This is a genomic window from Corynebacterium ulcerans (assembly GCF_900187135.1).
Lineage (GTDB): Bacteria > Actinomycetota > Actinomycetes > Mycobacteriales > Mycobacteriaceae > Corynebacterium > Corynebacterium ulcerans.
In genome coordinates this window covers 1,662,573-1,688,078 of sequence record NZ_LT906443.1, presented here as the reverse complement: position 1 = coordinate 1,688,078, position 25,506 = coordinate 1,662,573, and the positions used below count along the sequence as shown (strand labels likewise).

Genomic DNA, 25,506 nt, shown 5'->3' with positions numbered 1-25,506 from the left:
GATGCCCAGTCGGGCATAAACCAAATTTTTCCTATATTTCCTTGTAAAAGCTTGTCACCACGTGAGCTAGACCCTAGTCTGAGACACACAAGACCTCAGAGGTCTAAGAACTAAGTATCTCCAAGGAGTTGGGATGACCCTCTACCAGCTTTCGGAACTCACCGAAGGGTGCCCCGCACCGCTCAACATCCATGCCAGCACAGTCAAACAAGCAATAGCAGCACACAACGTGCTTGTCGTTCTCGATGATGACCCCACTGGCACCCAGTCAGTAGCGCATCTACCTGTACTCACTCGCTGGGAACAAGAAGACTTCGCATGGGCACTCGCCCAGGACACCCCGGCTATCTACGTCATGACCAATTCACGGTCATTCAACCCAGATCAAGCAGCAGCCATCAATGTCTCCGTCGCAGAGGCAGCCTATGCCGCCGCCGAAGCTGCGGGGAAACGCCCCATCTTTGTCTCTCGTAGTGACTCCACTCTCCGAGGCCATTTTCCTTTGGAACCGGACACGCTTGCCGGAGTCGTCGAAAAGCATGAAGGACCGGTAGACGGCTACATTATTGTTCCAGCATTCGGCGACGCGGGACGCATTACCGTCGATTCTGTCCACTACGCCGGAAACGCTGCCACAGGTTTTCAGCCCGTGGGAGAAACTGAGTTCGCCCGCGATGCCACCTTTGGTTATTCCGCCTCCCGTTTACCTGAATGGGTTGAGGAGAAAACCACAGGCGCCGTCCCAGCATCCGACGTTCTTCGCATTACATTGCACACAATAAGATCCGATGCCAACGCCATCGCAGAGAAACTTCTCCAGGCAACTCATCGCCAACCCATCGTGGCTGACATCGTCGATGAACATGATCTCCGCGCACTATCTTTAGGAATCCTGCAGGCAGAACGCATGGGGAAGCGATTCATCTACCGCGTGGGACCACCCTTTGTCCGGGCTCGCATCGGGCAGGACATTCCCGAGGTACTCAGTGCAGAAACAATCGCGGCCTCGCGTCATGTCCCCGCCACCGTACCAGGCGGGCTCATCGTGGTCGGATCACATGTGCCCACCACCACGCGACAACTTAACCACCTGCTGCAGGCTTCTTCCCCCGCCGTCATCGAGTTAGACGTCCGCTCAGTGCTGGCAGACGATTCCGAACGCTATCTTGATCACCTTCACACCCAGCTACTTCAGGCAATAAGGAAAGATAACGTTGTCTTCCACACCTCGCGCGAACTGGTGACCGGAGCAACCGGCGAGGAATCTCTCTCCATTGCGCGCAAAGTCTCTCAAGCACTTGTCTCTGCGGTCAATCGCATAGTTCATGAGGTGACGCCTCGGTTTGTGGTTGCTAAAGGCGGCATTACGTCCTCAGATGTCGCCTCGCAAGGACTAGAAATGACCAAAGCAATGGTCATTGGCCCGATGCAGCCGGGAATCATCTCGCTGTGGTCCACAGCAGAAGGTCCTGCGGCAGGCGTGCCCTACATCGTCTTTGCCGGCAATGTGGGCACAGACTCCTCACTAGCCGATGTAGTTTCTACCCTCTCTCAAGACTAAACCCTCACAAACACTACAAAAGGAACCGCATGTCTCTCATCATTACCGTTGTCGGCTTGGGCGCTATGGGACTCCCCATGGCCACCAACCTCGCCCATGATTTCACTGTCCGAGGCGTCGACGTTGCACAACCCCGCATCGAGCTAGGTAAAGCCGCCGGATTGGATACCTTCCAGTCGGCGCATCAGGCAGCCGCAGGGTCTGATGTGGTTTTGCTTGCTGTTCGCAATGAGGAGCAGCTTATCGACGCCCTCTTCGGCCACGGCAACATCGCCGCAGCACTCAAACCCGGCGCGGTCGTACTTCTAACCTCCACCGTGGGCATCACGGCCGTTGAAAAAGCTGCCGACCGGCTTGAATCGCTAGGAATCGACGTTGTCGACGCCCCCATCTCCGGCGGACCCATACGCGCAGGAAGTGGGGAGCTGCTTGTCACGGTAGGTGCCAAGCCTGAGGTGGTTGCCCGCATCAGGCCGGTGCTCGAAGCCATGTCCTCCCACTTGGTGATTGTTGGCGATCGTCCAGGAAAAGGACAAGCACTCAAAACCGTCAATCAGCTTTTATGCGGAGTCCATATTGCAGCCGCAGGCGAGGCATTAGCGCTGGCCGACCGGCTAGGACTCGACCCCAAGGCCGCCCTCGATGCCCTCATGGGCGGTGCCGCAGCCTCCTTTATGCTTGGCGACCGCGGCCCCCGCATGCTGGAAGCCTATTCGGAGGAGGGGCCCGAAGTCCGCAGCCGCCTCGACATCTTTGTCAAAGACATGGGCATTGTCACCGCCGCGGCAAAATCTGCAGGTATTGGCGTGCCGCTAGCCGCAGCAGCCGAGCAGCAATACCTAGCTGGCCTGGCACGCGGGAAAGGCGCGCACGACGATTCCACGATTATCCAGGTTGTCGCTCCTACCCAGGCGCATGAGACGAGGAGTAAACAATAATGACTGGTCTTTCTTTGCTGATACTCGGCATAGTCGCCGTAGCTGTCCTCCTTGCCCTGGTGATATGGGCTAAGGTTCCTGCTTTTGTGGCATTGATCGGTGTGTCCATAGCCACCGCTATTGCCGCTGGTATCCCGCTTGCAGATTCCGTTAGCACCGTGACCAACGGCGTGGGCAAAACCCTAGGTTCCGTGGCCGTTGTGGTCGGTTTGGGCGCGATGCTGGGGCGGATTATCGAGGTATCCGGGGGCGCCGAGGCAGTCGCGCGCTACTTCACCGACAAACTCGGCAGACACCGCATCACGGCCGCCGTGACCATCGCAGCCTTTATCCTCGGCATTCCGGTGTTCTTTGACGTGGGATTTATCATCCTGGCACCCATCGTGTTCGGCTTTGCCGCCGTAGCCAAGATCAACCCATTAAAAATCGGGCTTCCTGTGGCAGGTGCGATACTCACCGTGCACGTCACGTTGCCACCGCACCCAGGACCTGTTGCCGTGGCCGGAATCTTCGGCTCCGATCCCGGACTCATGCTCACCTTGGGCCTACCCATCGCTGCCGTGACCTGCGTGATCGGCTATTATGCCGCCAAGGTACTCAACCTAGAGTCAGTGGAACGCGGCCCCTCCCCCGTGGAGCTTTCCGACGCCTCCCCTAACCACCAGGCCCCTTCCCCCTTCGCGGTCCTTGGCCTTATCTTGCTCCCCATCATCCTCATCATGGTGGGCACCACCTGTGCGATGTATACCGAAAAAGGCACTGCGATTCATTCCTTTGTCAGCTTCATCGGGTCCTCTCCTGTAGCACTCCTGATAGCAGTGGTCGTTGCGTGGTTGAGCATTGGCAAACAACAAAGCTGGAATCGCGAGCACTCCGCAGGTGTCTTGGATTCTGCTCTTCCTGCCGTAGCTATCATCATCTTTGTCACCGGTGCCGGTGGTGGTTTTGCCAATGTGCTCGTGGAATCCGGTATCGGCAAAGTGCTATCGGACATGCTTGTGGCAGCTCATATGCCCCTGATACTCATGGCATTCCTGTTGTCCTTAGCCTTAAGAGCATCCCAGGGGTCGGCGACCGTCGCTATGCTTACAACAGCGGGGCTCCTGGCGCAGCCGTTAGCAGAAGCCGGGCTGAGCAGCATACAAACAACGCTCATCATGATCGCCATCGGTTTCGGCGCCATGTGCGTGTCCCACATCAACGACTCCGGCTTCTGGATAGTCACCAAATATTTAGGGCTATCTGTGAAACAAGGTCTGCGTACCTGGACGTTGCTGTCCACAGCCTTTGGCGTTGCCGGATTCATCCTCACCGCACTGGTGTACGCAGTGGTGTAGTACTTGTTTAAATCGTCAATCGACCGCTGAGGGCGCGGGACAACGTCAGTTCATCGACAAACTCCAGGTCCCCGCCCAAAGGCATACCAGAAGCAAGACGAGAAACCACCAAGTCAGGGAAATCGCGGAGCAGACGCGCAAGATACGATGCCGTCGCCTCACCCTCAGTATTGGGGTCGGTGGCAAGAATTACCTCTGTCACCGTTGGGGTGGCGTCGTAAAGCGGTGCCTCAGGCGTAGAATCGGCCAGCTCCCGATCCGGAAGCACACCTCCGATGCGCTGCAACAACGTGGAAATGTTCAGTTCACGGGGGCCAATATTGGCCAGTGGATCTAGTGCACCGCCTAGCACATGGTAGCGGCCATTATATTCACCTGTCCGCTCAATGACCTGAATATCTTTGGGTTCCTCCACCACACAGATCATTCCGCGGTCACGGCCAGAATCCGCGCAGATACGGCACACCGATTCACGCGAGATATTGCAGCAAATACGACAAAAGGTTACGCCGTCTCGGACGGCCCCGAGAGCGTCCTGAAGCCTCGCAATGTCAGCGGGCTCCACGTGGAGCAAGTGAAAAGCGATGCGTTGCGCAGATTTAGGACCCACGCCGGGGAGCCGTGAAAGCTCATCAATAAGGTCCTGAAGCGGTCCTTCGAACAACAGCTGCCTACCTTTTGTCGTTCCGGTTGTTTAACCATAAAACTATGGCACACAAAGAAGACCAGCCCGGCCAACGAAACTCGGACGAGCTGGTACTGAAAAAGCCAATTCGCTTAGAACATGCCGCCAAGGCCGTCAAAGCCCTGGGACAGCGGCCCCATCTTCTGATCGGCAAGCTCGCCAAGCTTCTGATGAGCCTCAGCAAACGCACCAACAATCAGATCCTGAAGGGTATCCACGTCTTCCGGATCCACAACCTTAGGATCAATGGTGACACGGCTCACCATTCCGTTGCCCTGAATATCAACGGAAACAAGGCCGTTGCCTGCAGTACCAGTAACGGTGCTAGCGAGGATCTCGCGCTGCGCCTCCTGCAACTGAGCTTGCATCTGCTGCGCCTGTGCCAAGAGCTGGGACATGTCCGGCTGAGTCATGAAAACTGCCTTTCGCGTTTGTTTGCCGCCTCCCATAACGGAAGGCGATCGGTCAATGGGCCAGTGTACCTACTTCACTTCTGTGAAGCTCATACGGGGAAGCCTAAAGCTGGCGCGCGCCCAACTGCTCTGCGAGTAGATCCATCGCAACGGTTAAAGCATCGCGGTGATCACGGGTCACCGAGCCACTCGCAGCCTCGCGCACCATCTCCTCTTCCTCGTCATGATCTGGAACATTAGACGTTTCTACCGCAGGTGTTGGTTCCGAGGAACGGTGCCTTTGATACTTTGATCCCTCCTGCGAGGGCTGAGGTGCTCCCCCCGCGGGTTCTGGAAAGCCTTCGTCGGCAGCGTATCCATACGGCTCCTCCGGCGGGGTCCAGTCTTCCGAGTCGGGTGCGCCACAATCATCCGGTTCTGGTGGCAGTGGCACACCATCGGAAAACTCTGGGCGCGTTGCCCGCTCTTCTGCGGCTTGAGCACTACGCGCCACGGCCTCCTGCCACCGCGACTTTGGTTTCTGGGCCGGCGGTTTCTGAGCTGGCGGCGCCTGGGCCGGCGGTTTCTGAGCTGACGGCGCCTGGACCGGCGGTGTTTGGATTGGCGGTGTTGCAGGCACGGGCTTAGGCGCAGCGGGAACAGCGTCTCGCTGCTCAACCTTGCGTGCAGGCTGCTGTGACGCACCCTGTACCGATTGCTCCGACTTAGCCGGTGAATCATTCACCACGTCAGGCTGGCCGCCGAGTGGCGCAGGTTCTCCCCACCCCGTGGTTTGAGCCACCTGCCTCGGGGGTTCTGTTCGTGGTGCGCGCCGGGTATCTCCACCAATCGGCGCGGGTTCTCCCCACGTAGAAGCAGTAGACTCAGCCGGTGCAGAGGGTTGCTCAGCAACAGGTGACTGCGGGACCGGCTGCGCCGCGTCTGGTTGTTTCTCCTGCTCAGCAGCACTGCTTTCCGTGACAGCGGGCGTGGCAGCAGGCTCGGGAACAGCAGCGGACGCGGGAGCCTCTGGATCAGACGCAGCCGGTTCCGGAGTCCAAGCCTTCTCTGCTGGAGGCTCGCTAAAACCCGCCGCAACAGGATCTGTTCCCACGATGCAGTCGACAGTGACGTCCCGCCCTAGTTCAGCGCGAATAACCTCCACGATAACGTCATTGTTTTTAGCAAGATTCAGCCCCTGCGCGAGCGGCCCGGTGTTATGCCCCAGCACCAGCGTTCCCTCGCGCATTCCCAGAACGCACGATTCAGCGAGCAAGATACCTGCGACAGCGCTCTTCTTGTGCACCATCTTCCGCAACGTTGACCATCGCGCGCGCACGTCTGCGACAAAGGCATCGTCATTGCTTATCGACGCCCCCTCCGCAGCCGTTTCCCCGTCATCCGAGGGCGCTACCGTAGGTGTCTGCAACTCAGGCGCTGGCGTAGCTTTTTCCGCACTAGGCGTCTCAGGCTTCTCCGCCGCGTGTTCTTTCCGCGGCTCTGGTTCCGGAGCCGAGGCCTGCTTCTCCGCCTGTACTACCGGCTGAGGCGTCTCCTGCTGCACAGCCTCACGCTGAGTAACCTCCCGCTGAGCTGCTTCTTCCTGCGCAGCTTTCCGTTGGGCAGCCTCACGAGCCATACGGACAGACTTGCGCTCATACTTAGCCGGAATGGCAGCAGGAGCCCCTGAAGGCTGTCCACCCGCCGGAAGACCGGCAGGCTGCGCATTACCGGGAGGGGGTGTGAGAGCCGCGCTGGCTGGAGCGCTAGGCAGCAGCATCTTTGCACAGAGAATCTCCAGTAGCAGGCGCGGAGATGTCGCTCCTTTCAAACCACGTAGCCCATCATTGACCAATGCGGCCAGGTGAGCGACTTCGCCCTGATGAAAATCTGCGGCTTGGGCGCGCATCACGTCCGCGCGGTCAGTGGGGGCGTCGACAAGCCCTAGCTCAAAAGCGTCCGGAACGGCCTGCAGAACCATGAGGTCGCGCAGACGGTCAAGGAGGTCTGTGGCAAAGCGTCGTGGATCAAGCCCGGCCTCGACGGCAGAGTCAATGGTGGTAAACAGTGCGGCTTTATCTTGTGAGCTCAGTGCCGTGATGGCGGCGTCGATAAGCGCATCATCGGTGGCGCCCAGCAGCAACCGCGCGGTTTCATAGCTCAGCCCCTGTAGTCCGGTTCCCGCGAGCAGCTGATCCAGGACAGACAGGGTATCGCGAGGGGAGCCGCCACCAGCGCGGATCACCATGGGATACACAGAATCCTCGACTAGCGCGCCTTCGCTGGCCACCGTGGTTTCCAGCAAACCCCGCATCGACTGCGGGGTGAGCAGCCGGAACGGATAATGGTGCGTCCGCGAACGGATCGTGCCAATAACCTTCTCAGGCTCCGTAGTGGCAAAGATAAAGATCAGGTGCTCTGGTGGCTCCTCCACGATTTTGAGCAGGGCGTTAGCACCCTGGGTGGTCACCATATGAGCCTCGTCGATGATGAAGATCCGGTACCGCGACTCCGCCGGCGCATACATGGCCCGGTCGCGTAGCTCCCTCATATCATCGACGCTGTTGTTACTCGCGGCATCAAGCTCAGTGACGTCAAGGTTTCCTGGGCCATTGGGCGCCAAAGAAATGCACGAGTTGCACTTGCCGCACGGAGTTGAGGTAGGACCTTCAACGCAATTCAACGAACGCGCCATAATGCGCGCCGAGGAGGTCTTGCCGCAACCGCGCGGGCCAGAGAACAAGTAGGCGTGATTGATACGTCCACTGTCCAAAGCCACAGACAACGGCTGAGTTACCTGCTCCTGCCCCACTACCTCAGCGAATGAAGCGGGGCGATACTTGCGATATAAAGCCACTGTCCTAGCCTACCTACCGTGTCCAGTCCGATAGATCCACGCCCTCGTTGCCTAGCGCTTTCTGCAACTCATGGATCCCGTAGGTTGTAGCGTAATCGAATTCATTCTGTGTGAGCATAATAAGCTGCAGCAACGCTGTTAGCTGCGATGGCTCCGAATACTGCGGCACCTGTCCTCCCCACACATACGGAGCCACGAATAAACCGTGCTTAACCGTGCACCTATCTAGAGCGTCCGTCATGCTCCCCAAAGCCGGCACAAGCTGGCCCGGCTGCGCAGGTATAGAGCCGCCCACGTTATCCAAAAAGACAGCTAATCGACGCAGCACCTGAACCCCCACCTCTGTTGGGAACTGCCCGACAGTAAAGATCTCGCTACGCACATCTACCTGGTCGCTGCCATCCCCCAAGGTAAGACCAGTATCCACCCCGTTAAAGTCGAGCGTGGTGGCCAAAACCTGCTGGTCTCCCAGGTCCACAGTTCCTATATGAAAAGCCTCACCATAAGAGGTTTCCGGCAGATGGATCGTCATTTCACCGGGGATTATCCCGTCAATCCACACAGCCGTCTCTTCCAAGATCACTGCCTAGCCCACATCCCCTCGGGTTTTGTCATCCACAACACGGGGGTAGGAATCTCTCCTACCCCTATGTGAGGATACATCCCTAGGCGCGCTCCGCTAAGACCTTCTCCACGGCTGCGAGCAAAACGCAGGTAGCAAAGCCATCCATAGCCACTTCCAGTTCAGCGACCGGAGGAAGCGATGGTGCCAAACGAATATTTCGGTTCTGCGGATCGCGGTGCAATGGGAAGGAAGACCCGGCACCCGTCAAAGCAATACCAGCCTGTTTAGCCAGGTCCACCACCCGAGAAGCAGTCCCGTCAACCACATCGACAGAAATAAAATAGCCGCCTACCGGCTTAGTCCACTCGGCAACCTGATATTCCGCCAGGCGTGAATCGAGGATCTCTAGGACTCGCGCGAATTTCGGAGCAAGCGAACCCGCATGCTTGCGCATATGAGCACGCACGCCCTCGGCGTCCCCAAAAAATTGGGCGTGGGCCAGCTGATTAACCTTGTTCGGGCCAATGCCCCGCACATCCGCATGCGCACCATACCAGTCCAGATTCTCCTTGGAAGAAGCGAAAAACGCTACGCCAGAACCCGCATGAGTGATCTTTGAGGTAGAGCTCATAAACCAGAAACGATTCGGGTTGCCAGCACGCTCAGCGAACTCCAGCACGTTATGCACTACAGGGAATTCATCAGTCAACGTGTGCACTGCGTAAGCATTGTCCCAGACAATGCGGAAATCAGGTGCTGCCGTCTCCAGCTCCGCCAATGCACGGCAGGTCTCCTCGCTAAATGTGATTCCCGTGGGGTTAGCAAAAACAGGTACTGTCCACATGCCCTTAACCTGCGGATCTTTAACCAGCTCGCGCACCACATCAAGATCTGGCCCTTGGTCCGTCATGGGTACGCTGATCATGTCACAACCAAAATGCTCGGTGATAGTGAAATGACGGTCATAGCCGGGCACAGGACACAGCCATTTAACGGTCTCCTCGTCCTTCCACGGACGCTCCGAATCATTGGTGCCAAAGGCATAGGCATAAGAAATCAGATCGAACATGATGTTCAGGCTGGACCCATCACCTGCAATGAGATTCTCAGCAGGAAGGCCCAGAACCTCAGCCCAGAGCTCCCGGATATCTGAGATTCCCTTTGAGCCACCATAGTTACGGCAATCAGTGCCGTCTTGAGCACGGAAGTTCTCGCCCGGAAGCGACAACAACGCATTGGAGAAGTCCAGTTGTTCCGAAGAAGGCTTTCCACGAGTGAGGTCCAGCTTCAGATTCTCTGCCTTCAGGGCCTCGTACTTAGCGCTAATATCCTCATGGAACTGTGCAAGGCGTTCAGCATCGAAATCAAGCAAAGACATGGATTTCCCTTTCCTCGGTGGGAGCTAGGAGCACAACATTTAGGGTGCAGGAACCGACCACCAATTGGCTATCCCGCACTGTTTAAAAGAATAGACATCCCCACGCATTTGGGCATCCTTTTGTGACGCGAACTTTTACCTCCCACGCTCCCCCCTACTTTCTGCATATGCCAGGGAACTTGTTTGGGGCGCTTTCAATGCGACGTGCACGCTTTGCCTCTGCAGTGCACGCACTTTTGCAGCGCGAGCTTTCATCCAAAAGATGTTGTTTGAGTGGCAAAGGCTGGAGATACAAAAAGGGGACTCCGCACACCCGCCAGAGCCCGCTGACCCTTGCTGCATTCCTGCCCTGGGGGAGTTCACGGGATAAACGCCATGCGAAGTCCTGCCACATAGCGTAGCCCATACGTAGACCACCGCGCAAAGAAACCCCTACTCGGCAAGATTGGCAAGCACACATATGGTTTTATCATGCGATTTGTTAGTTCTTCACTGCACTGTGTATCATTTCCGGAGTAACACGGATTAACCGTGCATACGCTGGAGGATTCGACTAGCGGCCTATGTCACACGCCTGGAACGCGTGCGGGTTTCACGACCCTCGTGGGTTCAAATCCCACATCCTCCGCCATAAACCCCAGTTCATTGAACTGGGGTTTTGCTTTTGAATAGGCATGGCAATCGGGGGCCATTTCTAAGATCCGAGACAGGCACAAACCCTCAACATAAAACGGATCGTTATAGGTGATACATGCAACGCTCGCTGCTTTCACAGTCAGCCACACCACTGCCACCTCAAGCGACTAGTCCGTTTTATACTCAGTCAATGACCACATTCGATGTCACAGGAAAATTAGCGCTGGTCACAGGCTCAACACGCGGTCTCGGCCGTACACTCGCTGCGGGCCTCATCAGCGCGGGCGCACATGTCATTGTGCATGGCTCCGACAAGCAGCGCGCCGCCGCGGTGGCCGAGGAATTAGGAGCTTATGGCGCAATCGGTTGCCCTCTGACAGACACTCAAGCTACCAATCCCGCGATCTCAGAAATGCTGCAAGAGTACGGAACCCCGGATATTTTGGTGAATAATGCCGGAATTCAGCGTCGTAACCCTATCGAGCAGTTCGAGGACTCTGATTGGGATGACATCATCGGCGTGAATCTTTCAGGGGTTTTCCACGTGACCAAGCCAATTGCTGCAGCGATGAAGTCCGTTGGTCACGGCAAAATCATCATGATTGGTTCTGTCCAATCCCGTCTGGGACGCGCTACCATCGCGCCTTATTGTGCCACCAAGGGCGGCGTAGCAATGTTCGCTCAAGGGCTAGCCGCAGAGCTTTCTCCCCACAATATTCAGGTAAATACGCTCTCTCCTGGGTACTTTGATACTGACATGAATGCAGCGTTAGTCGCCGATTCAGAGTTCACTGACTGGGTCTGTAAGCGCACCCCTGCAGGGCGTTGGGGCGACCCCCAAGAGTTGGTCGGCCCCTTGTTGTTCCTGGCTAGCGACGCTTCCTCCTTTGTCACTGGGCAGAATCTTGCCGTCGACGGCGGAATGACGGCGGTGGTCTAGCGATGACACAAGAACGTATGCAAGCAGCCGTTATCAGCGGCGCTCACCAGTTAGAAGTCACGGCTCTCCCCTGCCCCTCTCCCGCACCCGGCGAGATCCTAGTCACGGTCGCTTATGTGGGAATTTGCGGCTCTGATCTGCATTATTACCAGGATGGTGCGGTAGGAGCTTTTGAGGTTAAGCAGCCGCTGGTTCCGGGGCATGAAATGTCGGGCACTCTGCCAGACGGAACTCCAGTCACTATCCATCCTGCCACTTTTGGTACGTGCGTGGAAGGCATAGAGGACCACCCGCATTTGTGGCCTCATGGCGCGTATTTAGGCAGTGCCTCTACATGGCCGCATACTCAAGGCGCGATGCAGGAACAGTTGCTGGTGCGGGAGGATCAGATTCGTCGTTTGCCTGAGGGCGTCCCGCTGAAGCGGGCGTCGCTTGCCGAGCCTCTCAGCGTGGGCCTCCACGCCATCACCGTGGCAGGAGGAGTGGAGGGTAAGCATGTTCTGGTTTCCGGTGCCGGACCGATCGGTCAGTTAACTGCCCTGGCAGCAGTGAGCAAAGGCGCTGCGGCGGTCACAATTTCGGATGTGGTGGATGGTCCGCTCGAGCGCGCTCACAAGTCTTTGACGCGTGTGAATACTACGCACACAACGTTGAGCGATGAGTCTTTTGATGTAGTTTTGGAATGCGCCGGCGTTCCGGCAGCTACCACTGATGCGCTTCGAGTGGTGCGACGCCGAGGGGTTGTAGTCCAGGTAGGTATGTTGCCTAATCAGCCGGTTGGCATAAATATGGCCCCGTTGGTGTCTAAAGAAGTGCTCCTACGAGGCACTTTCCGTTTCCTTGACGAGGTAGACCAGGCAGTTGAAATGCTCAAAGACCCTATGTTTGACAGCGTGATTACGCACGAGTTCCCCCTCGCAGATGTGGTCACGGCGTTTCATGTCGCCGCCGACTCGCAGGTCTCTGGAAAGGTTGTGGTGAAGGTTTCATGAGGATCATAGTGATGGGTGTTTCCGGCTCCGGAAAAACCACGGTGGGCACGCTACTGGCCCAAAAACTAGGAGTCCCCTATTTTGATGGTGACGACCTCCACCCTCAAGAAAATATCGACAAGATGGCGCAAGGCATTCCGCTTAACGACGCCGACCGCTGGCCCTGGCTAGCACAAGTCGGGGAATGGCTCGCCCACCAGCCCGAAGGCGGGGTCATCGGGTGCAGCGCACTTAAGCGCAGTTATCGCGATCTGCTTCGCGAACACTGCCCCACTGCCGTTTTTGTGCATGTACACGGATCCCGCGAGGTGCTGCTTGCCCGCATGAATCATCGACAAGGGCACTTCATGCCCGCTTCTCTCTTGGATTCCCAGTTTGCCACCCTTGAGCCTTTAGAAAACGACGAAGTCGGCCGCGTCTTTGACGTGACCGACTCCCCAGATCAGATTGCTGATAGTGCAAGCGAATGGATTAAAACGCGAGGCTAACTCCGTAGAATCCCAGAACGATGGCAAAGCCAACGGCGCCCACTAGCGCCTGGTTCATCGTCCAGGTTCGCAAGGTCGTGGAGACGTCCATACCCATGAGGCGTCCCACTAGCCAGAAGCCTGAGTCATTAACGTGACCGGCAAAGACTGAGCCTGCGGCCGAGGCCAACACCATCAGGGCAATCTGGAACTCATTGAATCCACCAGCTGCTACTGCGGGGGCCATCAGGGCTGCCGCAGTAGTCAACGCGACGGTTGCCGAGCCCTGCGCCAAACGCAGAATAGCGGCGACCAACCAGCATCCCACGATCACCGGCAGCCCCAGGTCAGACATCGAATCAGCCAATGCGCTGCCGATTCCGGAGGTGCGCAGCACCCCACCGAACATTCCGCCTGCGCCAGTAATCAACACGACGGAGCAGATGGGGCCGAGGGCGCCGTCGAGAAGCTTCTCAAGCTGCTCTTTCGGCTCACCGCGACGAATACCCAAGAAGTACAGCGCGATCAGCGTGGAAATCAGCAAGGCAATCGGCGTATTGCCCAAGAACTGCAGCGTACGCACTACTGCCGAGGTTTTCTCCACCCAACCTGCAGAAACCGCCATGCTCATCCCGGTGTTGCCAAAAATCAGCAGCATCGGCAGGAGCAGCAACACCACCACTAACTTGGGCGATGCCGGGTTCTTAGGATCAGCAGCCTGCGGGCCGCCCGCCAGAATATCCGGTACCGGCAATGGGTACTTAGCACCCATTTTCTTGCCCCACCACAGACCAGAAACCAGCCACGTGGGGATAGCCACCAGCAGGCCAAGCAGCATCACAAGCCCAATGTCCGCACTATAGAACTCAGCCGCGGAGATGGGACCCGGGTGCGGGGGCAGGTAAATATGCATCACCGAGAACGCACCAGCTGCAGGAATACCATAAGCCAGCACGGGGCCATTCAGGCGACGAGCCACTGCAAAGATGACCGGAAGCATCACGATCAAGCCGGCATCGAAGAAAATGGGGAAGCCCATCACCAACGAGGCCACGCCCAGCGCAAAGGGGGCGCGCTGCTCACCAAAACGAGCAACCAGCGTCTCTGCCAGGCTCTTTGCACCGCCCGAGGTCTCAACGAGCCGCCCAAGCATCGCTCCCAAACCGACAAGCAGCGCGACAGACGCCAGCGTACTTCCAAACCCCTTAGTCATCGTGGACACGATGCCGTCCAACGGGATACCCGCAACAAGCGCGGTAAGGGCGGATACAACGATCAGCGTGAGAAACGCATGCAGTTTAAACACAATGACCAGGATCAAGATGAGCGCAATTGCGGCAGCCGCAATCCCCAACAAAGGGCCAGCGCTCAGTGTAGGAACCCAATCTTCCATTGGTTTTCTCCTTGAGGGAAGGTAAAAAGACCACCTAAATGTATGCCCTCCGCGCTATTTCGAACAAAAGGGGTACAAGAGTACAGACTTTTGTTTCTTAGCCACCCCCGACTCTTCAAGCCTGCATTTCCATAGACATAGACCCTCATATCGCACGCACAGAGGCATTTTGTCTATGGAAATGCAGGCTTGAGGTTAGATTATGCAACAAAAAATGGGGGTGTTCCCTCACGCTCACCTAAAAATGTAGGGCTCGCTGGGTAATGCTTTGGGATCAAAGTGCCCTAAGAGCTCCGTGAGAGTCTGCCCCTTAAGGCCCAGGGAGTGCGCGATGCGCGGCAGCACGTCGGTCATCTCACGGAATGTCACCGCCCCATCCCGCTTGGCCAGACGCTTGCCTTCCTCATTGAGCACAAGCGGAACATGGATGTATTCGGGGCTCGGGTGTCCGAGCAGATGACCCAGATACGCCTGACGAGGCGCAGAAGAGAGAAGGTCGTTTCCACGCACTACCTGATCAACGCCCTGCGCAGCATCATCGACGACCACCGCAAGGTTATAAGCCCAATCCGGTTGCTGGCCGCCGCGGCGCAAGATCATGTCATCCACATCCCCTACGATCTCGCCGGCATAATAGTCGTGGATGCGCCAGGTGGTGGTGTCGGCACGCAAACGCAATGCAGGCACACGGCTCTGCGCCGCAAGCTCTTGTCGACGCCGCTCCCGCGCTTCAGGCGCGAGATTTCGGCAGGTACCGGGGTACTGGCCGGGGATGCTATGCGGTGCACGGGAAGCTTCTTGAATATCCTTGCGCGAGCAGTAGCACTCATAATGAGGAAGCCGCTCCAGCGCCGCGAGGTAGCGATCATAATGATCGTGCTGGTAGGTGGGTTCTTCATCCCAGTCGAGGCCAAGAGCCGCAAGATCCTCAAGCTGCCGCTGAGCAGATTCCAATGAGGAGCGTTGGGTGTCCACGTCCTCGACACGAATCAGGAATCGCCTGCCCGTGGAACGCGCGAAAAGCCACGCCAACACAGCGGTGCGCAGATTACCAAAGTGCAGATCACCGCTGGGACTCGGGGCATACCTACCCGCGGGCATAGTAGCGACCCATGAACTCCGCTTTGTACTCCTCGTAGGTGCCGTTATCAATGGATGCGCGAATATTATCCACAAGCTGCACCATAAAGGCCACGTTGTGCATCGTGCACAGCGTTCCTGCGAGGAATTCCTTCGCTTTCAGCAGATGGTTGATGTATGCGCGAGTGTATTCCACGGTAGGACCACCGAACTCTGCATCAATAGGAGTGAAGTCGCGCTTGAACTTAGCGTTGGTCAAATTCATGCGCCCATCCAAGGTGTACACGCCACCACGACGCCCCAAGCGCGTGGGTGCCACGCAGTCGAAGGTGTCCGCCCCGGCCTCAATAGCGGTAAACAGGTCGTCCGGTTCACTGATCCCGAGGAGGTGGCGAGGCTTTTCCTTAGGAATCTCATCGCAGACCCAGCCGACAATGGTGCCTAGGTTTTCCTTCTCCAGCGCACCACCGATGCCAAATCCGCCAAATCCGCGACGCCCCTCAGACTCAGCCTTATCGCTCAATTCCAGCAACCCGCGAATAGCCTGCCTGCGCAAATCCTCATACTGAGCCCCCTGGACTACGCCCCAGAGCGACTGCAACGGCTTGCCCACGCGCTCGTTGGTCAGGCGATCATGCTCGACCAAGCAGCGTTCTGCCCACCGGTGTGTGCGTGCGACCGAACTTACCTGGTAGTCGCGCGTATCAATCAAGGTCGTGAGCTCGTCAAAAGCAAACATGATGTCTGCCCCGAGTCCATGCTGAATCTGCATGGAAACTTCAGGGGTAAAACGATGACGAGACCCGTTGAGCACGCTGCGGAAGTCCACACCGTCCTCGTCCACCTTGGCCATGCGCTCGCGCTTCTTCGCCCGGATGTCGGCTTCTTCATAGCCCTTAATGTCCATGGCTAAGACCTTTTTAAAGCCCACACCCAAGCTCATCACCTGGAATCCACCCGAGTCGGTATAGGTGGGACCATTCCAGTTTTCAAACGCAGCGACGCCGCCGGCCTCATCCACCACATCATGCCCTGGCTGCAAATACAGGTGATACGCGTTGGACAGGATCGCCTGGGCGCCGGTCGAACGAATTTGCGGCGGCGTCAGTGTCTTGACCGTTGCCTTTGTAGCCACTGGGATGAACGCGGGCGTAGCAATATCACCGTGCGGTGTATGGATAACACCAGTGCGGCCATGCCGGCCCGGCTCATCATACAGTTCAGTTTTCAGCTCAAAGGTTGTGTCCATAGCCTGCTAGTTTAGCTAACCCACCGCGCAAACTGAGACTCGCGCCTTCTATGCGCCCTTGGCAGCTGTCTGCCGTGCGGAATGCTCCCGCTCCAAAGCTGCGCCCTCAACATCAAGGCGTGGCAGTACCTTGTCCAACCACCGAGGGATATGCCATGTGCTGCGGCCCATGATGAACATAGCCGCTGGGACAAAGGCCATGCGGATGAGGAAGGCGTCGAAAAGCACTCCTGCGCCCAACGCGAACCCGAAAATTTTAATAAACGGCAGAGGTTGGCCAATAAAAGCAGCAAAAACAGCAATCATGATGAGCGCCGCGGCCGTGACCACCCGAGCGCTAGAGGCAAACCCCTCCACGATCGACTCTTCCACCGCGTTATATCTGCTCTGTGAGCTGGCTGTTCCTCCGCTATGGGTGTAGTGCTCACGCATCGCGGAGACAAGGAACACCTGATAATCCATGGCTAGACCAAAACACACGCCGATGAGGAAGATCGGCATAAACGCGATGATCGGTCCCGGCGTAGAGACAAATCCCCATAGTCCTTGCTGCCAAAACAGAACCGTGACACCAAACGCCGCGCCCACAGACAACAGGAATCCCAGCCCCGCGACCATAGGCACCCAGAAGCTACGGAAAATCACCATGAGAAGGACAATCGCCAAGCCCACCACAATGGCTAGATACAGCGGCATCACGCCGGAGAGCCTGTTAGTCACATCCTGCTGGACAGGGACTAGACCCGTGATGCCCGACTCGACACCCGTCGCCGACTCAACCTCCTTTTGCTGGATAAGCAGCGAGTTTATGAGCTCTTTAGTGGCATTATCTTCCGGCGAGGTCTTAGGCGTAAGAAGCAGCTGAGCGGCCAAACCGTCCTGCGATAGCCCCACAATCTGAACATGCTTTACGTTCGCATTGACCGAGTACTTCTGCACTATGTACTGGTAACTAGCGTTTGCTGCTGCTTTACGACGAGACTCCTCATCCGTAGGATTCTGCGCCCGGATCAGTGGATCCAACGCCACCGACTCCGGATTTGCCTGATGCGCATCCACCACCACGAGGAATGGCGAGTTAATGCCCGGACCAAATGCCTCCGCCATAATGTCGGCTTGCTTACGCTGAGTGGTATCAAACTCAGACTGGGTATCCGAAGGCAAGGACAAATGCAGCTGAAGAGCGGGCAACGTCAATGCACCTAAACCAATCACGGTCACGGCGATCACCACGCCAGGCACTTTGTGCACAAACTCCACCCAGCGTCGGCCCATAGTCCGTTGTGGGGCGACGCGCGTTTTTTTACGCCAGCGAATTCTGCCCTTAAACACCTTGTCACCTAGCACGCCTAACAATGCTGGTACGAGGGTGAGAGCAATGAGGACAGAGATAAACACAGTAAACGCTGCAGCAAATCCCATATAAGCAAGGAATGGAATATTAGCCACGGCCAAAGCCACTAGCGCAATGATCACAGTGAGGCCGGCGAAGACCACGGCTGATCCGGCTGTTCCCACCGCCATCCCTGCGGCTTCCTCACGCGTTCGGGTCAGTAGCTCACGCCGATAACGGAAGATAATAAACAGGGAATAATCGATTCCCACAGCTAGGCCAATCATCACGGCCAAGACCGGCGTCACATTGTTAAGCGACACCCACGCGGTGGCCAACGTAATGGACAAAGATCCAATACCCACACCAATAATGGCGGTAAGAAGCGGCAAACCCGCAGCTACAAGAGCGCCGAAAGTGACCATCAGAATAATGGCAGCTACAGCCACACCGACGACCTCCGAGGTGGAACTGATAACGATCGGGTCGCCAAATCCTGCCCCACCGGCCTCTACCGTGAGTCCCTCCGAACGCCCCACGTCAAGCGCCGCATTGATCGCAGCACGTTGTTCCTTAGTCACGTTTGCCGGCAGTGGAACATCCAATGAGAAGGTCGTATATCCCACTGCCCCATCCGCGGAGATCAGACTTAAGTTCTCTGCATCTTTACGAGCAGTCTCCTCAGGGACTCCATTAGCCACCATTTGGTCGATCACGCCCTGCTGCAGCAGAGGATTCAGAGTCACGGGGTTGCCGTACCGTTGCGTATCCACAATCCCCTGAAGATTCTCATTGAGATGTGCCAGCACATCATCAATGGCTTTCTTATTCTGAGGATCCTCAAGGCGCTCACCTTCCGGCGCCTTAAACACGATGTTTACGCCAGTGCCCTGCAGGGGATTTTTTGACTCGGGAAAATTCTTAAGATAAAGCTCCGTCGCCTTTTTGGCTGGCGTGTTGTTGATTGTAAACAGGTCATTAAATCCCGCTTGAAACGCCACCGCTGAACCACCCACGGCAGCAAGCAAGACGAGCCAGACTGAAATAACCAACCACTTAGCCCGAAACGACCACTTGCCAATTCGATAGAGCAGTTTTGCCACCGACGAACTCCTAACCAGCACACGCCCACACGAATCGACCCCCGTGAAAGCTTCTTTATCACTCAACTGTACCGGTGCTTTCGCCGCTCAGAGCATAAGCATGCGTCTTTTCCGAACACAGAAACGGATTTTCCTAGGGCTCAACGGATCTCTATGCGCGCTATGTGTCGTTTTTGAGAACGCTAGCGGGTGTTCGGCGCGCAAACTACCAGGTCGCGTTTTCTAGCGTTCTCAAAAACGACAATTGTGGGCTGAGTAGCAAAAAGAAAAACCCCAGTTCAGTGAACTGGGGTTTTGGCGGTAGCGGCGGGATTTGAACCCGCGGTTGGGGGTTACCCAACACTCGCTTTCGAGGCGAGCACCTTCGGCCGCTCGGACACGCTACCGCGATTTACAGTAGCCAACCGCTTAGCTCTAACGCAAACCCTCAAAAAAATGGGTCATTAAGGCGGCGCATTCATCCTGAAGAATTCCACCACGCACCTCCGGCACATGCAGCGCAGCAGGGTCTCTGACCACGTCAAAGGCTGACCCACAAGCACCAGTTTTGGGCTCATAGGCACCAAAGAAAATTCGACCAATGCGCGCCCCTACCAATGCACCCGCGCACATAGTGCACGGTTCCAACGTGACGGCAAGGGTGCAATCGGTGAGTCGCCAGCCATCACCGTGATTGGCGACTGCCTCGCGAATCGCCATGATCTCAGCATGACCCAATGGATCCTTGTCTGCTTCCCGCCGGTTCACTCCCCGTCCCAGCACCTCACCATCAGGACCAAAGATCACGGCGCCAACAGGAATATCTCCCGGGGGCGTGGCCTGCGCCTGGTTGATGGCTTGGCGCATGAGTGATTGGGCGTCGATGAGCATGCGGTGCGCGGGCAAACTCACAGCGCGTCGTCGAGTTCCTCGTCGCAGCCCAACTCCTCCGCGATTCGCTGAAGCTGCTCCGAAGCCCACCAATCCGTCTCATCTGTAATCACAGACATAATCTGTTCACCCACGCCAAGGTCCGCAAGAATATCAAAATCACCCTCAGCATAGGGGGCATCGTCCGCATCCGGGAGATCTGCATCCAGCTCATCCAAGATCTCCGACGCGAAATCATCCTCCACGGCGGCAGTCGCATCAGAGATCAACAAACGTACGCCCTGAGGGGTGGGACGTACCAGCACAAAATAATCATCATCCACGCTGAGCATGGCAAACGCAGCCCCCTCCGCGCGTAAAGAACGCACAGCGTTAATGGAGGTCTGCAGGGAAGAAAAATCGTCCTTAAAGACGCGGACCTGCCAGGCGGCGTCTACGCGCGCAACCGTCACAGCGAAATCTGACTTCATACCGCATAACCGTAGTCGGGTATGCCACACTTGTCAGGTGACCATCAATGAAGTTTCTCGCCCCGTCTGCATCCTAGGCCTCGGACTTATCGGAGGCTCTTTACTTCGCGCGCTTAAAGACACTGGCCTGCCAGCCTTCGGTTTCAACCGATCCCCCTCCGCCGCCCGTGCCGCCGAGAAAGAGGGCTTCGACGTCCACTCCGATCTCGTAGAAACTCTCCAGCGCGCAGAACGCGAAAACGCGTTGATCGTCCTTGCCACCCCCATGCCGGCAATTGATTCCCTTCTGGAGGTCATGCAAGAGCACGCTCCTAGCTGTGGGTTCACTGACGTAGTGAGCGTCAAAGGCGAGGTCTACGAGCTGGTATGCGCACGCGGGCTCGCCCACAAATATGTGGGTGGGCATCCCATGGCAGGAACTGCCAATAGCGGTTGGGAAGCCTCCTACCCTGAGCTGTTCCGCCGCGCACCGTGGGTTGTTACTTTTGATCATGCATGTGACGGCGCAGATCCGGAGTGGATTCAATTGTGGACTGACGTGGTCAATATGGCGTCCAGCGTAGGAGCTGAGGTTATTCCATCGCGTGTGAGCAGTCACGATGCAGCGGTCGCGCGCATCTCGCACCTGCCGCATGTCTTTGCGGAAGCCCTCGCAATCGTCGGCGACAACGGCGGTGCCCTCGCATTATCCCTGGCAGCGGGAAGCTTCCGCGATTCCACACGAGTAGCAGGTTCTGCCCCCTCGCTGGTGCGAGCCATGTGCGAAACCAATTCGGAGGCCTTGTTGACTGCGCTCGATGAGGCCCTCGTGCTGCTTAACGATGCCCGCGCGCATCTCGCAGAAAAGCGCCCCAGCCTCGAAGAACTCGTGGACACAGGCTACCGCTCACGCATTCGCTTTGAAGCCCGCTCAGGCGCGAACGCACCAGAAAGCGCCGGGCCGACCAGAATTTCTCACCGCCCCGTGTTCCGACTACAACCAGGTGCTCGCGATTGGATCAGTCAGCTGATCCAGGCAGAGGGCTTAGGAGCGCGGATCGAAGTGTTTTAGGCGCGAACGCGAAAGAGAAAATGTCGTTTTTGAGAACGCTAGCGGGTGTCCCGTGCACAAACTACCAGGTCGCGTTTTCTAGCGTTCTCAAAAACGACAAAGACGCTATGCTATCGGCTTAATCCAGATCCCAGTATGACCCCCATTTCCAGAAACCACGGCGCCACATCGGCTCTTCATTAATTTCTGGCAGGGTTTTCGGCAGGCTTTCCGGAGCACACTCCACTGCGGTTTTAATCTGCTCAACGATGATTCGTTCATGATCAAACACGCATCGAGCCGAGTACCGAAGTACGATAAATCCCCTTAGCGCAGCATCGTTAGCTTTCCAACGATCGATTCGGAATTGCGTACGGTTTTCCGCCATAAGGCCATGGTGTGCATAGCCGTCAACCTCGATAAGTACATTTCCTACTTTGATGTCCCACCGATAATCCCCGATCAGCACATTATTGGTGCACTGTAATCCTGCGTCACGCAGCGCATAGATGAGGTTCTTTTCAGCTGGAGAATCAGTGCCTATCGCCGCTTGAGCAATGAGTTTTCTTGTTCGATTGGGAAGTTTCCGCGTAGTACTTTCAAGCCTCTCAAGACCATCTTTTCCCTTGTAGGCTTCTTCCAATAATTCGATCGCTGCTTCATCGTCCATATACGCGACTGCGAAAACTGCCGAGTGCAAACGCAACCCCAGATAGCCACAGCTGTCGGTGTTTCTTACCCGATGAAACCTAATAAACCTGGTACTTTTCACACCTCTCGTAGTGGCTACATGCAGTGGAAACGTAACGGATTGCTCTTTATACACTTGCAATTGTGTTGGGCCAGTAATCATCATGCCTTGCCACGTGAGTTCTCTCAGCAACTCGGCTGGGTCAGGCACGCCCTCCCAGTAAATTCCAGCTCCGATTTTATATAGCTTATTTTTTGATACTCGGTATTGAAGAACACGAGCAGATTCATTCCCCCGATAAACCCCCATAAGGCACGAGCATAGCCTGGGTTGTCGTTTTTGAGAACGGTAGAAAGCGCCTCCTGTGGATTCACTCCCACTACAAGCTCTAGCGTTCTCAAAAACGACAATTCCGGCAGGAATTTTGGTTGGAACTACTCCTGCCCACCTCTTATCTCACCCAGCCACGCCTCATGCAACCGAGTTTCGCCTGCCGACTCCGGGTGAAAAGCATATGCGTGTATCAATCCCTGCTTCACTCCCACCACGCGCTCTGCCACCTGCGCAGTCACCTCGACGGCTGGTCCCCACGAGATAATCTCCGGCGCCCGGATAAAGGACACATCGGCTTCTATCTGATCAAATACGCGTACTCGGGTGTCAAAGGAGTCGGTCTGCCGGCCAAAAGCATTTCTTCGTACAACCGCATCCAAGCATCCAAGACTGCGCTGACCAGGGGCAGGATTGTCCACTTGCCCTAGATAGATCAGTCCCGCACAGGTAGCAAAAACTGGCAGTCCTTCCTCTATGACTTGGGAAAGCGGTACCGCCAAGCCCAAGGAGCGAGCTAGTTTGTCTATCACGGAGGACTCACCACCGGGTATCACTAGCCCTTCAATCCCTTCGAGGTCTTGGGGAACGCGCACGCGACGCGTCTCTACTCCGAGTTGGGATAAAACCTCGATGTGCTCAGCAAAACCGCCCTGAAGCGCCAGAACTCCGATTACCATCCGCGTTCTGCAAGCCGGTGGGGTGCGGGAACGTCCGCTACGTTGATGCCTACCATGGCTTCGCCCAATCCACGCGAGACTTCAGCGAGGGCCGCGGGGTCGTCGTATAGCGTGGTGGCTTTAACGATGGCTGCGGCGCGCGCGGCGGGATTGCCGGATTTGAAGATTCCGGATCCCACGAACACGCCTTCGGCGCCCATCTGCATGACGAGTGCGGCGTCGGCAGGCGTTGCCACGCCCCCGGCCACGAACATGACGACGGGAAGCTTGCCCGTTTCGGCGACTTCCTTGACCAGATCATAAGGTGCCTGAAGCTCCTTAGCTGCCACATAGAGTTCATCGGCATCCATGCTGCGTAAACGATTAATATCGCCGCGAATGGTCCGCAGGTGTTTGACGGCCTCGGAAACGTCACCGGTACCGGCCTCGCCTTTGGATCGAATCATCGCAGCACCCTCGGTGACTCGGCGCAGTGCCTCCCCAAGGTTGGTAGCGCCGCACACAAACGGCACTGTGAAATTCCATTTGTCTATGTGGTTGGTGTAGTCGGCGGGGCTAAGGACCTCGGATTCATCGATGAAATCGACTCCCAGGGACTCAAGAATCTGAGCCTCTACAAAATGTCCGATACGGGCTTTCGCCATGACCGGGATGGAGACTGCGTTGACGATCCCCTCGATCAAATCGGGGTCGCTCATCCGGGCAACTCCACCTTGCGACCGGATATCCGCTGGAACGCGTTCGAGCGCCATCACTGCCGACGCCCCAGCGTCCTCTGCGATGCGGGCTTGCTCGGGTGTGACCACGTCCATGATGACGCCGCCTTTGAGCATATCTGCGAGACCGCGTTTGACGCGGGTGGTGGCTGTAGAAGTTGGTGTTTCAGTCATGGGTTCCATCCAAGCCCACAAAAGTGGTCTACTACCAGATCCAAATAATGCATGTTGCACTAGACCACTTTTCGAAAGAAAATAAGCACATGCGATCCGAACTAGTCACCCAGCTCTCTATCGCCGTGGACCCGTCGTCATCGCAACCGCTCCCAGTTCAAATCACCTCGCATATCCGCTCTTTGGTATCCCAAAGAATCATCGCACCCGGCGACCATATTCCCAGCTCACGCACGCTCGCCACCCAGCTAGGGGTCTCCCGGGGAACAGTCGTGGCCGCCTATGAACAACTCACCGCTGAGGGGTATCTCCTTGCATCACATGGATCAGGAACCACGATTAACCCTCAGCTCGCGGCCTTACAATCCCCACCACCCCCAATCAGTCACACCCCCAGACACCCCTCCCCTCCTCCGCTTCTCAATCTGGAACCCGGCATCCCCGACACTGCCACGCTTGCCGATTCCTCCTGGCGCGCCGCCTGGCGTGCCGCATGCTCAACTCCGCCGGCAGTATCCGATCCTCTTGGGCTTCCCCAACTCCGCATGGAAATCGCCGAACATCTGCGCCATATGCGCGGCCTCATCGCAGATCCCGAGCAGATTGTGGTCACGGCCGGGGCTCGCGAGGGGCTCAGTCTCCTGCTCACGCCTTCCCAGCACCGCCTGACTATCGGTGTGGAATCGCCCGGATATCCCAGCCTCCGGCGTATACCTCATGCGCTGGGACATCGCACAAGCAACCTTCCCACCGACGCCGAGGGACTCAACCCCGATTCCCTCCATGATGGCCTCGACGCGGTGCTGGTTACCCCGAGCCACCAGTACCCGCATGGCGGCTCGCTCTCTGCCGCACGACGCACAGCACTCTCTGCGTGGGCCAGCGACACAGATTCCCTTATCATCGAAGACGATTTTGATTCCGAGCTTCGATACGTCGGCATGCCTCTGCCAGCCCTCACCGCTATCAACCCCGAGCGCGCTGTCCTTTTGGGCACGTTCTCCTCGGTCATCGCCCCGCAGGTAGCCACCGGGTATCTGGTCGCTCCACCTCATATCGCGAATACCTTGCGCGACTTACGCGCCACGCTCGGCCAGCCAGTGAGCGCAATTTCCCAGGATGCGATTGCTCGCTACCTTGCCACAGGAGCGTTACGACGCCGCACCCAACGACTTAGACGCATCTACCGGCGCCGACGCGAAATGGTGTCCGCAAAACTTGGCCACCTCAACTCCGCAGAATTACGCCCCATTGATGGCGGCCTCCACGCGGTCCTCTCCTGTCAGCGCCCCGAAGCAGAAGTTATAGCGGATTGCGCCGACCGTGGCATTCATATCGTTGGACTCTCCAGCTATTGGGGAGGCGCCGGTGAAAACTCTGCACCCGGCGACAATGGCATCGTCTTTGGCTTCGGGTCCCATGACGATCAGACCCTGATAAAAGCCCTCGATGTACTGGCTGCAGTTGTGGCGTAGACGAGGAGGTTCAGCAATCTCCCCAGCGTAAGACCTTCACCTTCATCTGGATATTGGATGAAGGTTCCCAGTCAGCACCCCACGCGATAGAGATGCAAGCCCGCATGGTTTTGCAAAGCGAAGCTATTTTAGATATATCTAATCTAAGCTTAAATTTAGTTAAA

General features: G+C 56.8%; 22 protein-coding genes, 2 tRNA genes and 1 other RNA gene. 9 read left to right on the top strand and 16 right to left on the bottom strand.

The features are described from left to right. The first annotated feature begins 133 nt into the window (after positions 1 to 133). From CKV68_RS07590 to CKV68_RS07580, 3 genes are read left to right on the top strand one after another with little or no spacing between them, the layout of a single operon-like run. Positions 134 to 1,561 (top strand): four-carbon acid sugar kinase family protein, encoded by a 1,428-nt coding sequence (locus tag CKV68_RS07590; RefSeq protein WP_095075942.1) that lies wholly within the window; start codon positions 134 to 136, stop codon positions 1,559 to 1,561. A 29-nt stretch (positions 1,562 to 1,590) separates the two neighbouring features. Continuing rightward, complete coding sequence (locus tag CKV68_RS07585; protein WP_095075941.1) at positions 1,591 to 2,499, top strand: NAD(P)-dependent oxidoreductase; 909 nt, start codon at positions 1,591 to 1,593, stop codon at positions 2,497 to 2,499. Continuing rightward, complete coding sequence (locus CKV68_RS07580) at positions 2,499 to 3,836, top strand: GntP family transporter (protein ID WP_095075940.1); 1,338 nt, start codon at positions 2,499 to 2,501, stop codon at positions 3,834 to 3,836. The genes CKV68_RS07585 and CKV68_RS07580 overlap by 1 nt, the downstream gene beginning before the upstream one ends. A 7-nt stretch (positions 3,837 to 3,843) precedes the next feature. Here CKV68_RS07580 and CKV68_RS07575 read toward each other — a convergent pair whose 3' ends face one another. The 6 genes from CKV68_RS07575 to ffs all read right to left on the bottom strand — a co-directional run bounded on the left by CKV68_RS07575 (position 3,844) and on the right by ffs (position 10,103). Next, positions 3,844 to 4,500, bottom strand: coding sequence for a recombination mediator RecR (locus CKV68_RS07575; protein ID WP_013910599.1), 657 nt, complete (start codon positions 4,498 to 4,500; stop codon positions 3,844 to 3,846). A 113-nt stretch (positions 4,501 to 4,613) separates the two neighbouring features. Then, positions 4,614 to 4,934: a YbaB/EbfC family nucleoid-associated protein gene (locus tag CKV68_RS07570; protein WP_014835791.1), complete on the bottom strand. Its 321-nt coding sequence runs from the start codon at positions 4,932 to 4,934 to the stop codon at positions 4,614 to 4,616. A 103-nt stretch (positions 4,935 to 5,037) separates the two neighbouring features. Beyond that, positions 5,038 to 7,770: a DNA polymerase III subunit gamma and tau gene (locus CKV68_RS07565; RefSeq protein WP_095075939.1), complete on the bottom strand. Its 2,733-nt coding sequence runs from the start codon at positions 7,768 to 7,770 to the stop codon at positions 5,038 to 5,040. A gap of 13 nt (positions 7,771 to 7,783) precedes the next feature. Further along, entirely contained in the window at positions 7,784 to 8,353 is a 570-nt protein-coding gene (locus tag CKV68_RS07560) for a suppressor of fused domain protein (RefSeq protein WP_013910596.1), read from the bottom strand. 82 nt (positions 8,354 to 8,435) lie between these two features. After that, positions 8,436 to 9,713: an aminotransferase class I/II-fold pyridoxal phosphate-dependent enzyme gene (locus CKV68_RS07555; protein ID WP_013910595.1), complete on the bottom strand. Its 1,278-nt coding sequence runs from the start codon at positions 9,711 to 9,713 to the stop codon at positions 8,436 to 8,438. A 293-nt stretch (positions 9,714 to 10,006) separates the two neighbouring features. Then, positions 10,007 to 10,103: signal recognition particle sRNA small type (gene ffs, locus CKV68_RS07550), an RNA gene on the bottom strand. Positions 10,104 to 10,255: 152 nt separating this feature from the next. Here ffs and CKV68_RS07545 point away from each other — a divergent pair. The 4 genes from CKV68_RS07545 (at position 10,256) to CKV68_RS07530 (ending at position 12,769) form a co-directional block, all read left to right on the top strand. Next, positions 10,256 to 10,344, top strand: a tRNA-Ser gene (locus CKV68_RS07545). Positions 10,345 to 10,539: 195 nt separating this feature from the next. Continuing rightward, complete coding sequence (locus tag CKV68_RS07540; protein ID WP_095075938.1) at positions 10,540 to 11,289, top strand: SDR family oxidoreductase; 750 nt, start codon at positions 10,540 to 10,542, stop codon at positions 11,287 to 11,289. A gap of 17 nt (positions 11,290 to 11,306) precedes the next feature. Beyond that, positions 11,307 to 12,281 (top strand): zinc-binding dehydrogenase, encoded by a 975-nt coding sequence (locus CKV68_RS07535; RefSeq protein ID WP_167376982.1) that lies wholly within the window; start codon positions 11,307 to 11,309, stop codon positions 12,279 to 12,281. Then, positions 12,278 to 12,769, top strand: a complete 492-nt coding sequence (locus tag CKV68_RS07530; protein WP_095075936.1) for a gluconokinase — start codon at positions 12,278 to 12,280, stop codon at positions 12,767 to 12,769. The genes CKV68_RS07535 and CKV68_RS07530 overlap by 4 nt, the downstream gene beginning before the upstream one ends. Here the strand turns inward: CKV68_RS07530 and CKV68_RS07525 are convergent. The 7 genes from CKV68_RS07525 to CKV68_RS07495 all read right to left on the bottom strand — a co-directional run bounded on the left by CKV68_RS07525 (position 12,753) and on the right by CKV68_RS07495 (position 20,246). Next, positions 12,753 to 14,141 (bottom strand): GntP family permease, encoded by a 1,389-nt coding sequence (locus CKV68_RS07525; protein WP_095075935.1) that lies wholly within the window; start codon positions 14,139 to 14,141, stop codon positions 12,753 to 12,755. The two genes, CKV68_RS07530 and CKV68_RS07525, sit on opposite strands and share 17 nt — an antisense overlap. Positions 14,142 to 14,375: 234 nt before the next feature. Continuing rightward, positions 14,376 to 15,242 carry a tRNA glutamyl-Q(34) synthetase GluQRS gene (gene gluQRS, locus CKV68_RS07520; RefSeq protein ID WP_095075934.1) on the bottom strand — a complete coding sequence of 289 codons (867 nt, stop codon included), beginning with the start codon at positions 15,240 to 15,242 and terminating at the stop codon, positions 14,376 to 14,378. Further along, the gene (tgt, locus tag CKV68_RS07515) at positions 15,229 to 16,470 is read right to left on the bottom strand and encodes a tRNA guanosine(34) transglycosylase Tgt (protein ID WP_014525213.1); all 1,242 of its coding nucleotides are present in this window, start codon (positions 16,468 to 16,470) and stop codon (positions 15,229 to 15,231) included. The genes gluQRS and tgt overlap by 14 nt, the downstream gene beginning before the upstream one ends. A gap of 48 nt (positions 16,471 to 16,518) precedes the next feature. Continuing rightward, a complete protein-coding gene (locus CKV68_RS07510; RefSeq protein ID WP_095075933.1) occupies positions 16,519 to 18,906 on the bottom strand; it encodes an MMPL family transporter in 2,388 nt (795 codons plus the stop codon). Between the two features lie 295 nt (positions 18,907 to 19,201). Next, positions 19,202 to 19,292 (bottom strand) — tRNA-Ser (locus CKV68_RS07505). A gap of 28 nt (positions 19,293 to 19,320) precedes the next feature. After that, positions 19,321 to 19,776, bottom strand: a complete 456-nt coding sequence (locus tag CKV68_RS07500) for a nucleoside deaminase (protein WP_014525211.1) — start codon at positions 19,774 to 19,776, stop codon at positions 19,321 to 19,323. A 17-nt stretch (positions 19,777 to 19,793) separates the two neighbouring features. Then, positions 19,794 to 20,246 carry a tRNA adenosine deaminase-associated protein gene (locus tag CKV68_RS07495; RefSeq protein WP_014835782.1) on the bottom strand — a complete coding sequence of 151 codons (453 nt, stop codon included), beginning with the start codon at positions 20,244 to 20,246 and terminating at the stop codon, positions 19,794 to 19,796. A gap of 37 nt (positions 20,247 to 20,283) precedes the next feature. Between CKV68_RS07495 and CKV68_RS07490 the strand changes: the two genes are divergently transcribed. Then, positions 20,284 to 21,297 carry a prephenate dehydrogenase gene (locus CKV68_RS07490; protein ID WP_095075932.1) on the top strand — a complete coding sequence of 338 codons (1,014 nt, stop codon included), beginning with the start codon at positions 20,284 to 20,286 and terminating at the stop codon, positions 21,295 to 21,297. A gap of 118 nt (positions 21,298 to 21,415) precedes the next feature. Here the strand turns inward: CKV68_RS07490 and CKV68_RS07485 are convergent, their stop codons facing one another. From CKV68_RS07485 to pdxS, 3 genes are all read right to left on the bottom strand, one after another. Next, on the bottom strand, positions 21,416 to 22,177 hold the full coding sequence (locus CKV68_RS07485) for a hypothetical protein (protein ID WP_231910425.1): 762 nt from the start codon (positions 22,175 to 22,177) through the stop codon (positions 21,416 to 21,418). Between the two features lie 224 nt (positions 22,178 to 22,401). Then, entirely contained in the window at positions 22,402 to 22,977 is a 576-nt protein-coding gene (pdxT, locus tag CKV68_RS07480) for a pyridoxal 5'-phosphate synthase glutaminase subunit PdxT (RefSeq protein ID WP_095075931.1), read from the bottom strand. After that, entirely contained in the window at positions 22,971 to 23,867 is an 897-nt protein-coding gene (pdxS, locus tag CKV68_RS07475) for a pyridoxal 5'-phosphate synthase lyase subunit PdxS (protein ID WP_014835777.1), read from the bottom strand. Before pdxS ends, pdxT begins: the two co-directional genes overlap by 7 nt. 89 nt (positions 23,868 to 23,956) lie before the next feature. On the opposite strand from pdxS, the gene pdxR reads away from it, so the two are divergent. Next, a complete protein-coding gene (gene pdxR, locus CKV68_RS07470) occupies positions 23,957 to 25,342 on the top strand; it encodes a MocR-like pyridoxine biosynthesis transcription factor PdxR (RefSeq protein WP_095075930.1) in 1,386 nt (461 codons plus the stop codon). Positions 25,343 to 25,506 lie beyond the last annotated feature (164 nt).

Coding starts and splice junctions, on each gene's coding strand:
- pdxT (WP_095075931.1), bottom strand. CDS start 22,977: ATGGTAATCGGAGTTCTGGCGCTTCAGGGCGGTTTTGCTGAGCACATC.
- CKV68_RS07590 (WP_095075942.1), top strand. CDS start 134: ATGACCCTCTACCAGCTTTCGGAACTCACCGAAGGGTGCCCCGCACCG.
- pdxS (WP_014835777.1), bottom strand. CDS start 23,867: ATGACTGAAACACCAACTTCTACAGCCACCACCCGCGTCAAACGCGGT.
- CKV68_RS07570 (WP_014835791.1), bottom strand. CDS start 4,934: ATGACTCAGCCGGACATGTCCCAGCTCTTGGCACAGGCGCAGCAGATG.
- CKV68_RS07530 (WP_095075936.1), top strand. CDS start 12,278: ATGAGGATCATAGTGATGGGTGTTTCCGGCTCCGGAAAAACCACGGTG.
- CKV68_RS07555 (WP_013910595.1), bottom strand. CDS start 9,713: ATGTCTTTGCTTGATTTCGATGCTGAACGCCTTGCACAGTTCCATGAG.
- CKV68_RS07585 (WP_095075941.1), top strand. CDS start 1,591: ATGTCTCTCATCATTACCGTTGTCGGCTTGGGCGCTATGGGACTCCCC.
- CKV68_RS07540 (WP_095075938.1), top strand. CDS start 10,540: ATGACCACATTCGATGTCACAGGAAAATTAGCGCTGGTCACAGGCTCA.
- CKV68_RS07500 (WP_014525211.1), bottom strand. CDS start 19,776: ATGCTCATCGACGCCCAATCACTCATGCGCCAAGCCATCAACCAGGCG.
- CKV68_RS07525 (WP_095075935.1), bottom strand. CDS start 14,141: ATGGAAGATTGGGTTCCTACACTGAGCGCTGGCCCTTTGTTGGGGATT.
- tgt (WP_014525213.1), bottom strand. CDS start 16,470: ATGGACACAACCTTTGAGCTGAAAACTGAACTGTATGATGAGCCGGGC.
- gluQRS (WP_095075934.1), bottom strand. CDS start 15,242: ATGCCCGCGGGTAGGTATGCCCCGAGTCCCAGCGGTGATCTGCACTTT.
- CKV68_RS07580 (WP_095075940.1), top strand. CDS start 2,499: ATGACTGGTCTTTCTTTGCTGATACTCGGCATAGTCGCCGTAGCTGTC.
- pdxR (WP_095075930.1), top strand. CDS start 23,957: ATGCGATCCGAACTAGTCACCCAGCTCTCTATCGCCGTGGACCCGTCG.
- CKV68_RS07495 (WP_014835782.1), bottom strand. CDS start 20,246: ATGAAGTCAGATTTCGCTGTGACGGTTGCGCGCGTAGACGCCGCCTGG.
- CKV68_RS07535 (WP_167376982.1), top strand. CDS start 11,307: ATGCAAGCAGCCGTTATCAGCGGCGCTCACCAGTTAGAAGTCACGGCT.